Origin of the sequence: Pseudomonas sp. MONT-RG-20F-20-E-7-02, assembly GCF_022662395.1 — a bacterium.
Classification (GTDB): Bacteria; Pseudomonadota; Gammaproteobacteria; order Pseudomonadales; family Pseudomonadaceae; genus Aquipseudomonas.
Genome location: NZ_JAKNQN010000002.1, coordinates 541,456 through 553,895 on the forward strand (window position 1 = coordinate 541,456; position 12,440 = coordinate 553,895).

Annotated in this window: 8 protein-coding genes; all 8 read left to right on the forward strand. The window is 62.0% G+C overall.

Annotated features, from left to right (window positions below):
• Positions 1-138: 138 nt before the first annotated feature.
• Entirely contained in the window at positions 139-1,152 is a 1,014-nt protein-coding gene (locus L8I05_RS07705; RefSeq protein ID WP_242168004.1) for an alpha/beta hydrolase, read from the forward strand.
• A 92-nt stretch (positions 1,153-1,244) separates the two neighbouring features.
• Positions 1,245-2,258, forward strand: coding sequence for an alpha/beta hydrolase (locus tag L8I05_RS07710; RefSeq protein WP_242168006.1), 1,014 nt, complete (start codon positions 1,245-1,247; stop codon positions 2,256-2,258).
• Positions 2,259-2,284: 26 nt separating this feature from the next.
• Positions 2,285-3,238 carry a D-2-hydroxyacid dehydrogenase family protein gene (locus L8I05_RS07715; RefSeq protein WP_242168008.1) on the forward strand — a complete coding sequence of 318 codons (954 nt, stop codon included), beginning with the start codon at positions 2,285-2,287 and terminating at the stop codon, positions 3,236-3,238.
• A 645-nt stretch (positions 3,239-3,883) separates the two neighbouring features.
• Positions 3,884-5,440 carry a glycogen synthase GlgA gene (gene glgA / locus L8I05_RS07720; RefSeq protein WP_242168010.1) on the forward strand — a complete coding sequence of 519 codons (1,557 nt, stop codon included), beginning with the start codon at positions 3,884-3,886 and terminating at the stop codon, positions 5,438-5,440.
• A gap of 19 nt (positions 5,441-5,459) precedes the next feature.
• Positions 5,460-7,205 (forward strand): malto-oligosyltrehalose trehalohydrolase, encoded by a 1,746-nt coding sequence (treZ, locus tag L8I05_RS07725; RefSeq protein WP_242168012.1) that lies wholly within the window; start codon positions 5,460-5,462, stop codon positions 7,203-7,205.
• Positions 7,202-9,286 carry a 4-alpha-glucanotransferase gene (gene malQ / locus L8I05_RS07730; RefSeq protein WP_242168015.1) on the forward strand — a complete coding sequence of 695 codons (2,085 nt, stop codon included), beginning with the start codon at positions 7,202-7,204 and terminating at the stop codon, positions 9,284-9,286. Before treZ ends, malQ begins: the two co-directional genes overlap by 4 nt.
• Positions 9,283-12,039: a malto-oligosyltrehalose synthase gene (locus L8I05_RS07735; protein ID WP_242168017.1), complete on the forward strand. Its 2,757-nt coding sequence runs from the start codon at positions 9,283-9,285 to the stop codon at positions 12,037-12,039. The genes malQ and L8I05_RS07735 overlap by 4 nt, the downstream gene beginning before the upstream one ends.
• A gap of 24 nt (positions 12,040-12,063) precedes the next feature.
• The gene (locus L8I05_RS07740; protein WP_159956218.1) at positions 12,064-12,333 is read left to right on the forward strand and encodes a DUF2934 domain-containing protein; all 270 of its coding nucleotides are present in this window, start codon (positions 12,064-12,066) and stop codon (positions 12,331-12,333) included.
• The last annotated feature ends 107 nt before the right edge of the window (positions 12,334-12,440 follow it).

Genomic DNA, 12,440 nt, shown 5'->3' on the forward strand with positions numbered 1-12,440 from the left:
CGGGCGACATGGAAGTTTTCGAGTAGGAACTTTCCGTTTTGATACGTCTTTGAGCTGTGCCTATCGGCCGCCCCCAATGGTTAATCCTCGATTAATCGTTCGCCAACAGCATCCGATGTTTCACTGCGGAGACACTTCATGCAACCCAAGCGCGCGCTCTATCTCACTCTCTTGTTACTTGCGGCCACCCTCACCGGCTGTGCCAACCAACAAAAAGACACCTACGGCCCCGAGCTGCAGGGTTTCAAATACCCCTACCCGGTCGAGCGGTTCAAATTCTCGTCCCAGGGCCAATCGTTGCAAATGGGTTACATGGACGTGAAACCCAAGGGCACGCCGAATGGCCGCAGCATTGTGCTGATGCACGGCAAGAACTTCTGTGCTGCCACCTGGGAAGGCTCGATCAAGGCGCTGAGCAACGCCGGTTACCGCGTGGTAGTGCCAGACCAGATCGGCTTCTGCACCTCCAGCAAGCCGGACCACTACCAGTACAGTTTCCAGCAACTGGCACTCAACACCCACCAACTGCTGGAAAAACTCGGGATTAAAAAGGCCACGCTCCTGGGGCATTCCACCGGCGGCATGCTCGCCACCCGCTACGCGTTGATGTACCCAACCCAAACCGAACAGCTGGCGATGGTCAACCCCATCGGCCTGGAAGACTGGAAAGCCATCGGCGTGCCCTACCGCACGATCGACCAATGGGCGCAAGCCGACAGTCAATTGACCTACGAAAGCGTGCGTCGCTATCAACAGGCCAACTACTACCTGGGACGCTGGGAACCTGCGTACGACCGTTGGGTGGACATGGTGGTGGGCCTGCACAACGGGTCCGGCAAGCGGGAAGTGGTGTGGAACTCCGCATTGATCTGGGACATGATCTTCACCCAGCCGGTGTACTACGAGTTCAAGGACCTGAAGATGCCGACCCTGCTGATCATCGGCACCTCCGACACCACAGCCCTCAACCGCGACCTGGCGTCAGCGGAAGTCGGGGCGAAAATCGGCAACTATCATCTACTGGGCAAGCAGGTCGCCAAGTTGATTCCGCGCGCAACCCTGGTGGAATTCGCCGACCGGGGCCATTCGCCGCAGATCGAAGACCCTGACCAGTTTCACGCGGCGTTGCTGCAAGGTTTGAAAGCCCTGTAACCCAGCGGGGCGCCAGCGATCTCGCGGCGCCCCGTTAATCCCCGCTTAATCCTTGCGCCACAGCATCCGGGCACTGTTTGCGGAGACTGCCCATGCCCCTGATCCGATCACTGTGCGCCGCCAGCCTGCTGGCCAGCTGTGCCCTTCCCGCCTTCGCCGCCCCTGAAGGCCCCGCCTACGGCCCCGAGCTGCAAGGCTTCCAGTACCCCTACCCGGTCGAACATTTCAACTTTCAGTCCCAGGGCAAAACCCTGCAAATGGGCTATATGGACGTGCCCGCCCAGGGCAAGGCCAACGGGCGCAGCGTGGTGCTGATGCACGGCAAGAACTTCTGCGGCGCCACCTGGGATGACTCGATCAAAGCCCTGAGCAGTGCCGGCTACCGCGTGATCGCGCCGGACCAGATCGGCTTCTGCACCTCCAGCAAGCCGGACCACTACCAGTACAGCTTCCAGCAGCTGGCACTCAACACCCACCAACTGCTGGATAAACTCGGCATTCAAAAAGCCACGATTGTCGGCCACTCCACCGGCGGTATGCTCGCCACCCGTTATGCCCTGCTTTACCCGGCACAGACCGAACAACTGGCACTGGTCAACCCGATTGGCCTGGAAGATTGGAAGGCGCTGGGCGTGCCGTATCGCAGCGTCGACCAATGGTATGAGCGCGAGTTGAAACTCAGCGCCGAAGGCATTCGCCAATACGAACTCAACACGTATTACGTCGGGCGCTGGAAGCCTGAGTACGACCGTTGGGTCGACATGCTCGCGGGCTTGAATAAAGGCCCGGGGCATACCCAGGTCGCATGGAACTCGGCGTTGATTTACGACATGATCTTCACCCAGCCGGTGTACTACGAGTTCAAGGATTTGCAGATGTCCACCTTGCTGCTGATCGGCACGTCCGACACCACCGCCATCGGCAGCGATATTGCGCCGCCAGCGGTCAAGGCCAAACTTGGCCATTACGATGTGCTGGGCAAGCAAGCGGCCAAGTTGATTCCCCACGTAACCCTGGTGGAATTCCCCGGCCTTGGGCATGCGCCGCAAATGGAAGAACCGGCCCGGTTCAATAAAACGCTGTTGCAGGGTTTGAATGCCCTTTAATCCAAAATTTTTCGAGGCACTCGTGAATGTCGGTACAGATTGCGGTCATTGATGATTGGCAGAATGTGGCCAGTGGCGTAGTGGATTGGTCGGTGTTGAACGCGGTGGGCCAGGTGCACTTCCTGCACGATTACCCGGCGGACACCGCGACGATGATCGAGCGTTTGCGCGGCTTCGAGGTGATTTGCGTGATGCGCGAGCGCTCCACCTTCGACAAAGCCCTGCTTCAGGGCCTGCCCAACCTCAAGCTGCTGGTAACCGGCGGCATGCGCAATGCGGCCATCGACATTCCTGCCGCCAAGGCCCTGGGCATCCAGGTGTGCGGCACCGACAGCTATAAACAGGCGGCGCCGGAGCTGACTTGGGCGTTGATCATGGCCTCCACCCGCAACCTGTTGGTCGAAGCCAACTCCCTGCGGGACGGCGGATGGCAGGTCGGGCTGGGCGGCGATCTGTATGGCAAGACCCTGGGCATTCTCGGGCTGGGCAGCATTGGCCAGAAAGTCGCGCAGTTTGCCCAGGTGTTCGGCATGCGCGTGATTGCCTGGAGTGAAAACCTCACGCCGCAACGCGCAGCCGAAGCGGGCGTAACCTGGGTCAGCAAGCGTGAGCTGTTCGAACAGGCCGATATTCTCACCGTGCACCTGGTACTCAGCGACCGCAGCCGCGGCCTGGTGGATGCCGAGGCGTTGGGCTGGATGAAGCCGACTGCACGTTTAGTGAACACGGCACGCGGGCCGATTGTGGATGAACAGGCGCTGGTCGCGGCACTGTCCGAAGGGCGACTGGCGGGGGCGGCGCTGGACGTTTATAGCGAAGAGCCACTGCCGGTTGATCACCCGTTCCGGCGGTTGCCCAATGTGTTGGCCACCCCGCATGTGGGGTACGTGAGCGAGCAGAATTACCGGCAGTTTTATCAGCAGATGATTGAAGATGTTCAGGCCTGGGCCAGCGGCGCGCCCGTTCGCGTGCTGGGCTGATCCTGCGCCGCACCATTTTGTGGCGAGCAGGCTTGTTGTGGGAAGCAGGCTTGGTGTGGCGAGCAGGCTTGTTGTGGCGAGCAGGCTTGTTGTGGCGAGCAGGCTTGCCCTGCGTTGGAGTGCGAAGCGCTCCCAATAAGGCACCCTCGGTACACCTGCCATACCGAGGCTGCCGATTTTAGGGCCGCTTCGCGCCCCAACGCGGGGCAAGCCCGCTCGCCACAACAAGCCTGCTTGCCACAGTAAGCCTCATTGCCACAACAGGCCTTTTGCCCACCGAAACACCGCCAATCCCCGCCAGTATTCAACCTTGCATATCGTTACAAGTTTTTTGTCCTACAAAAATGCCTTGTAAACCCTACAGGCTCTGGAATCTGTCCTAGACTCATGACCGATGGGTCCGTTCCAAAACAAAAACCCCGCAAAAAATCTAAACTTTCCAACTCTGCCATAGGTCCAGTTTTTAAGGGAGGCGAGCGCACGCGGTTCACACCAAATGCCCGTCCATCCACTCTTTTTTAGCAATGGGTGCAACTGGCATACGCCTTGCCAGTTTGTACAGTGCTTGTGCGCCTGGCCGCAGGATGCGGTCATCGGAGCTAATGGCAGCGGGCCATTAGCCGACCATACATGTGGGAGAGAACTATGATCAGTGCCGCAGTAGATACTCAGGGAGAGCGTTTTAGTCAGCCGGTAGGGGGACCGACTTCGTTGGTCGACCTGCCCAACACTGTGCGGCCGATCGTGAGTCAGAACCCTAATCGAAAGAAAGTCTTGTTTGTGACCTCCGAATTCGCCGATCTGGTGAAAACTGGTGGCCTGGGCGACGTGTCCGCTGCCCTGCCCCGCGCCATGGCGCATTTGCACGATGTGCGCGTACTCATCCCCGGCTACCCGCAGGTAATGGAGAGCGATAACCCGATCCACATCATCGGCGAACTGGGTGGCCACGCGGCGCTGCCGCCGTGCAAGATCGGGCGCATGGACCTCAAGGACGGGCTGGTCATCTATGTACTGATCTGCCCCGAGCTCTACGAGCGCGAAGGCACGCCTTACGGCGCCAACAACGGCCGCGACTGGCCCGACAACCATATTCGTTTCGCCCGCCTGGGCCTGGCCGCCGCCGACATGGCTGCCAACCTCGCGCAGATCCACTGGTGCCCGGACCTGGTGCACGCCCACGACTGGCCCGCTGGCCTGGCCCCGGCGTACATGCACTGGCGTGGTTCACGCACGCCCACCCTGTTCACCATTCATAACCTGGCCTATCAAGGCGTGGTCAGCCTGGCCTCCACGCCGGAGCTGGGCATTCCGCCACATGCCTTGCAACAGGAAGGCATGGAGTTCTACGGCAAGATGTCGTTCCTCAAGGCCGGCATGGCGTATTCCAGCCATATCACCACGGTGAGCGCCACCTACGCCCAGGAAATCACCACGCCGGAATTCGGCTGCGGCCTGGATGGCTTCCTGGCCAGCAAGACCCAGCAAGGCCTGCTCAGTGGCATTCCCAATGGTATCGACGAAAGCTGGGAAACCTCCACCGACACGCACCTGACCCACAACTTCAATATCGGCGACTGGGAAGGCAAAGCCGTCAACGCCGCCCATGTCCGCGAGCTGTTCGGTCTGCATGATTCAACCGGCCCGCTGTTCGCCGTGGTGTCGCGCCTGGTCTATCAGAAAGGCCTGGACCTGACCGAAGCGGTCAGCAGCTTTATCGTCGAAAACGGCGGCCAGATTGCGATTATCGGCCGCGGTGAGCCAGAAGAAGAAAACGCCATGCGTGAACTCGCCCTGCGCTTCCCCGGCCAGGTCGGCGTGCGCATTGGCTTCAATGAAACCGACGCACGCCGCATGTTCGCTGGCAGTGACTTCCTGCTGATGCCTTCACGTTACGAACCCTGCGGCCTGAGCCAGATGTATGCCCAGCGCTTCGGTTCGTTGCCGGTGGCGCGTAATACCGGCGGGCTGGCCGACACCATCGAAAATGGCGTCACCGGGTTCCTGTTCAATGAATCCACGGTGGAAAGCTACAAAGAGGCACTGAGCCGCGCGTTCCGCGTGTTTGCCAATAAAGGCTTGCTCAACGCCATGCGCAGCCGCTCCATGACCCAACCCTTCAACTGGTGCCAGGCGGTGGAACCCTACGCCGAACTGTACGAACAACTGGTCGCTAAAGCACTGGGGAAATCCGCTAAATAATCAAGGGAGGGCTTCATAGATGCCGTCACGGACTCTGGAAACCTGGCCCCACGGCGCAATCATGCTGGACGCGCAACACACGCGTTTTGCCTTGTGGGCGCCAGACGCGTTTTATGTCAGCGTTGAATTGGAAGACGGCAAATCCATCGCCATGCTGCCCCAGGCAGAAGGCTGGTTTGAGGTAGAGATAAAGTGCCCGGCGGGCACTCGCTACCGCTACAACATCGACGGCGAAATGGATGTACCCGACCCGGCGTCCAGGGCCCAGGCTTTGGACGTGCATGGTTGGAGCGTGGTCGTCGACCCACTCGCCTATCAATGGCGACACTGCACCTGGCAAGGCCGCCCCTGGCATGAAGCCGTCATTTACGAGCTGCATGTCGGCGTACTGGGTGGCTACGCTGCGGTTGAACAACAACTGCCACGCCTGGCCGAACTGGGCATCACCGCAATTGAACTGATGCCATTGGCGCAGTTTCCCGGCGAGCGCAATTGGGGCTATGACGGGGTTCTGCCCTACGCGCCGCAATCCTCATACGGCACGCCCGAACAACTCAAACAGCTGATCGACAGCGCCCACGAGCACGGTTTGGCGGTGATCCTCGACGTGGTCTACAACCACTTCGGCCCCGACGGCAATTACCTCGGCCAATACGCCCAGGGCTTCTTTCAGGAAGACGTGCACACGCCGTGGGGCGCCGGCATCGATTTTGATCGACGTGAAGTGCGGGATTTCTTCCTCGATAACGCACTGATGTGGCTGCTGGAGTACCGTTTCGACGGCCTGCGCCTGGACGCGGTGCACGCCATCGACAATCCGGGGTTCCTCAAAGAACTGGCACGCCGGGTACGCCAACAGGTGGACACCGGTCGTCACGTGTGGCTGATGCTGGAAAACGAACTCAACCAGGCCAGCCTGCTGACGCATGATTTCGATGCGCAGTGGAACGACGACTTCCATAACGTCTTGCATGTGCTGCTGACCGGCGAGACCGACGCCTATTACAGCGACTTCGCCGAAAACCCGACAGACAAGCTCGCACGCTGCCTGGGCGAAGGTTTCATCTATCAAGGCCACACCACTCGCCACGGCCATGAGCGCGGCGAACCCAGCGGCGACTTGCCTCCCAGCGCTTTTGTGGCGTTTTTGCAGAACCACGACCAGATCGGCAACCGCGCCCTGGGCGAGCGCCTGCATCAATTGTGCTCGCCCCAGGCGCTCAAAGCGGCCACCACGTTATTGCTGCTGTCGCCGATGATCCCGCTGATGTTTATGGGCGACGAGGTCAACGCCGAAGCGCCGTTTCTGTTCTTTACCGACCACCACGGCGAATTGGCCGAAGCCGTGCGCGAAGGCCGGCGCAACGAGTTCGCCGACTTTGCGGCGTTCAAAGACCCGGAGCGGCGCGAACATATCCCCGACCCGAATGCCCTGCCGACCTTTCTGCAATCGGCACCCGGCTTTGCCGAGAACACCCACAGCCAGTTTTACCGGCACCTGCTGAGCTTGCGTCACCTGCATATCGTGCCGCACCTGCCCGGCAGCATGGCGCTGGGCGCACAGGTACTGGCTGACGGCGCCGTCACCGCGCGCTGGCGCCTGGGCAACGGCAGCGTGTTGCAGATTGACCTGAACCTTGGCGACACGCCGCTGGACCACCCCGCGCCGACGCACCTGCTATTCGAGACGCCTGCCACGGACGAGGCGCACTTGGCGCCGTTCAGCGCACGCGTCGCCCTATTCCCTGTTGGAGAGCACCTTTGAGCGAAGCGAACCTGGAAATACTCGCCAGCCGCGCGGGCCTGGCCGTCGATTGGATCGACGCAAACGGCCGCCCGCAACATGTGAAACCCGACGCCCTGCGTGCCGTTCTCAAAGGCCTGGGCCACCCGGCCGATACCGACGCCGAAATCGATGCCAGCCTGCGCGAACTGGAGCAGGTGCAACAGGACAAACACTTGCCACCGTTGATGACCGTCGACACCGGCGAAGGCCTCGACCTGGCGCGTTACTTCGCTGCAGACACGCCGTGCCGGGTCAGCCTGGAAGGCGGCGAAACCCTGGAGTTGCGCCTCGACGGCGACGGCGTGCTGCCCGGCATTATTGCGCTGGGCTACCACCAGGTGCACATCGACGACCAGACCTTCACCCTGGCCGTAGCGCCCACGCACTGCTACAGCGTGGCCGAAGCCGTGGACAGCCAACCGGCGCGCGCCTGGGGCATGAGTGCCCAGTTGTATGCGCTGCGCCGCCTCGGTGATGGCGGTTTTGGCGACACCCAAGCCCTGGAACACCTGGCACGCTCCGCCGCCGAGCGCGGCGCCGACGCCTTGGCCATCAGCCCGATGCATGCAATGTTCAGTGCCGACACCAAGCGTTACAGCCCCTACTCGCCCTCCAGCCGTTTGTTTCTGAACAGCCTGTACGCCTCGCCCGCCTGCATCCTCGGCGAGCGCGAAGTGCGCAACGCGATAGACGCCCTCGGGCTGGCGGATGAATTGCACACACTGGAGCAGCACACGCTGATCGACTGGCCGGCCGCGGCCAAGGCCAAGCAGCGCCTGTTGCGCGCCTTGTATGAAGACTTCCGCCACGGCCAGCACCCGCAGCATGCCGACTTCCTGAGCTTCCGCCAGGCCGGCGGCGAAGCCCTGGAAAACCACTGCCGCTTCGAAGCCGTACAAGCCGTGCGCGCCGCTGCCGGGGAAGACCTCGACTGGCGTCACTGGCCCGAAGCCTGGCGCAGCCCGCAGAGCCCGGCGCTGGTGGAGTTTGCCGCAGAACACCCTGAAGAAATCGGCTTTTACGCCTTCAGCCAGTGGCTGATCGCGCGCTGCCTGGAACGTGCGCAACAAGCCGCGCGGGGCAGCGGCATGGGCGTCGGCCTGATCGCCGACCTGGCCGTTGGCGCCGACGGCGGCGGCAGCCAGGCCTGGAGCCGCCAGGATGAATTACTCGCCAACCTCACGGTGGGCGCGCCGCCGGATATTCTCAACCGCGCCGGTCAAGGTTGGGGCATCTCGGCGTTTTCCCCGGAAGGTCTCAAACGCCATGGTTTCCGCGCCTTCATCGAGATGCTGCGCGCCAACTTCGCCCACGCCGGCGGCTTGCGCATCGACCACGTGATGGGCCTGCAGCGCCTGTGGGTGATGCCCATGGATGCCTCGCCGCGTGAAGGCGCCTACCTGTACTACCCGGTAGACGACATGCTGCGGTTGCTGGCGTTGGAATCCCACCGCCACAAAGCGATTGTGCTGGGTGAAGACCTCGGTACCGTGCCCGACGGCCTGCGCGAAAAACTCAGCGGCCGTTCGATCCTGGGCATGCGTGTGCTGCTGTTCGAACAAGGCCACGACGGCCAGTTCAAGCCGATCCTCGACTGGCCGGATAACGCCCTGGCGACCACCAGCACCCACGATTTGCCGACGCTCAATGGCTGGTGGCACAGCCGCGACATCGAGTGGAACATTCAACTCGGCCTGATTGACGCACCGACCGTGGAGCAATGGAGCGAGCACCGCCTGCGTGAACGCCAGGCGCTGCGCCAGGCCTTGAGCCAGGACCCGCAAAACTTCGTCGATGAGATCCGCAACGACACCGATCATATGATCGACGCCAGTGTGCGCTACCTGGGCCACACCCGTGCGCCGCTGGTGCTGCTGCCGCTGGAAGACGCGCTGGGCATTGAGGAACAAGCCAACCTGCCCGGCACCACCGACACCCATCCCAATTGGCGTCGCCGCCTGCCGGGCGAGGCCGCCAGCCTGCTCGACAACGCCGGTGCCGCCCGCCGCCTCGAACTGCTGGCCGTCGCGCGCAACCAAGCCCATGAGCGTGACCGATGAAAGACCTGCCCCTGCGCGCGACCCAGCGCCTGCAATTTCATAAAGGCTTCACCCTGGATGACGCGGTGCCGCTGGTGCCGTACTTTGCCCGGTTGGGCATCAGCCACCTGTACGCCTCGCCGCTGCTCAGCGCCCGGGCCGGCTCCATGCACGGTTACGATGTGGTCGACCCGACCACGGTCAACCCGGAACTGGGCGGCGAAGCGGCCTTGCGTCGCCTGGTCGCGGCGCTGCGTGAACACGGTATGGGCCTGATCCTGGATATCGTCTCCAACCACATGGCCGTCGGCGGCGCCGATAACCCGTGGTGGCTGGACCTGCTGGAATGGGGCCGCTTGAGCGCCTACAGCGAGTTTTTCGACATTCAATGGCACTCGCCCGACCCGTTGCTCAAGGGCCAGTTGCTGATGCCGTTTCTCGGCAGTGACTACGGCGAAGCCCTGCAAAGCGGCACGCTGGTGCTGCAGTTCGATGCCGAGCACGGCGCGTTCTACGTCGAGCATTACGAACACCGCTTCCCGATCTGCCCGCGCGATTACGCGCTGATCTTCGGCAACGACGAACTGCTCAAGCCGTTGGCCGATCGCTTCAACGCCCTCGCCTATCAGGACGACGCTTACCACGAAGCGGCGTGGCTCAAGCAGGCGCTGGCCGAACGTGCTACCGAAAGCGACGTGCTGCACGCTATTGAGCAGCGCCTTAGCGAGTTCGACGGGCGCCAACCGGAAGGGTTTGCCCGCCTGCATCACTTGCTCGAACAGCAAACTTACCGCCTCGCCAGCTGGCGCACCGCCGCGGACGACATCAACTGGCGGCGCTTCTTCGACGTCAACGAGTTGGGCGGCCTGCGCGTAGAACGCACAGCCGTATTCGAAGCCACCCACGGCAAGATCTTCGAATTGATCAGCGAGGGTCTGGTGGATGGCCTGCGCATCGACCATATCGACGGGCTCGCCGACCCGCGCGGTTACTGCCGCAAGTTGCGCCGTCGCGTGGATTCGCTGGCGCCCGAGCGGCACCTGCCGATCTTCGTGGAGAAAATCCTCGGCGAAGGCGAAACCTTGCGTGAAGACTGGAAAGTCGACGGCACCACCGGCTACGAGTTCATGAACCAGCTGTCACTGCTGCAACATGATCCTCAAGGCTTTGAACCGCTTGCCGAGCTGTGGACCCGCCACAGCGAACGGCCTTCAGCGTTTATCGAAGAAGCCTGGCTGGCACGCCAGCAGATCCTCAACGGCTCCCTGGCCGGTGACTTTGAAAGCGTGGCCCAAGCCCTGCTGCAAGTGGCCCGCGATGATGTGATGACCCGCGACCTGACCTTGGGCGCTATCCGCCGCGCCTTGCAGGAACTGATCGTGCACTTCCCGGTGTACCGCACCTACATCAGTGCGCGCGGGCGCAGCGAACGCGATGATGTGTTCTTCCTGCAGGCCCTGGCCGGTGCCCGCAGTACCTTGAGCGAAGGCGACTGGCCGGTGCTCGATCACCTGGAAAAATGGCTCGGCGGCCAACCCTGGCGCAATCGCCCGGTGGGCCGTGAACGCAAGATGCTCAAGCATGCCTGCGTACGCTTCCAGCAACTGACGTCGCCCGCCGCTGCCAAGGCCGTGGAAGACACGGCGTTCTATCGCTCGGCGGTGCTGCTGTCGCGCAATGATGTGGGCTTCAGCACCGAGCAGTTCAGTGCACCTGTCGAGGCATTTCACGCGGTCAACCAACAGCGCTTGCAAACCTTTCCCGACAACCTGCTGGCCACCGCCACCCACGACCACAAACGCGGCGAAGACAGCCGCGCGCGCCTGGCGGTACTCAGCGAATGTGCGCCGTGGTACGCCGAGCAGGTCGAACACTGGCGCACCCTCGCGGCACCGTTGCGCGACGACGCCAACAGCCCGTCCGCCGGTGACGAGCTGATCCTTTATCAAGTGCTGTTGGGCAGTTGGCCGTTGGACGCCAACCCGGACTTGCAGGCCTATCAACAGCGCCTGTGGCAGTGGCAACAAAAAGCCCTGCGCGAAGCCAAGCTGCAAAGCAGCTGGAGCGCGCCGAACGAGGCCTATGAGCAAAGCGTCGAGGCCTTCCTCACGCGCCTGCTGCTCAGCGAAGCAGGCAGCGCATTGCGCAGTGCCCTGGGCAACGCCGCCCACGCCATCGCGGCGGCCGGCGCGGTCAATAGCCTGGCGCAATCCTTGCTTCGTATCACCGTGCCGGGTGTGCCGGACCTGTACCAGGGCGCTGAGTTCTGGGACTTCAGCCTGGTGGACCCGGATAACCGTCGACCGGTGGATTTCAACGCACGGCAACGTGCGCTGGATGCACCACCGGACGTCGGCGAGCTGTTGTCCCACTGGCGCGACGGGCGTATCAAACAGGCGCTGATTGCTGAGGTTTTAGCCTTGCGCAAGGCTGATCCCGCGATCTTCCGCAGCGGCAGCTATACGCCGCTGGAAGTCATCGGCAAACAGGCCGATCACGTCGTCGCATTCTGCCGCGAGCATTACGGTAAACGCCTGCTGGTGGTGGTGCCACGCTGGCCTCATCGCCTGCTGGAAAACGGTGAACAGCCCCACATCAATGCGCAGGTTTGGGGCGATACGCGGGTGAAATTACCGTTCGCCGTGACAACACAAAACTGGAAGGGACTTTTTCATACAGGCGCAGTCACACCAAACAAGGAGCTGTTGATCAGCGCTGCCCTGGGGGATTTCCCGGTCAATGTCTTTATCAATCCTGATGATCAAGAAAGCTGAAAATTTTCTGTGAGGAGTTTTGTGATGAGTACTGAAGACAAACGCATTCGCGAGTTGGCGCATCAGATCTGGGAGTCCGAAGGTAAACCCCACGGGGAGGACGCGCGCCACTGGGAGATGGCACGCAAGCTGGCCGAAGCGGAAGCGCTGACGCCGAGCAAGCCCAAGCCAGCCGCCAAACCCAAGACCGCGCCAAAGCCTGCGCCAAAAGCCAAGCCCCCGGCGCCCGCCGCAAGCAAGCCGGCCCCACCGGCGGCGAAAAAACCGGCAGCACCGAAAAAACCCAAGCCTTAACGCTTTCGACCTCATGGGCCGCCTGCCGACACTGTCGTCAGGCGGTCACTTCACTTTTCAAGCGTCAGCTGAACGATCGTCGGCACGGTCGCGCTCGGCCCGAAAAA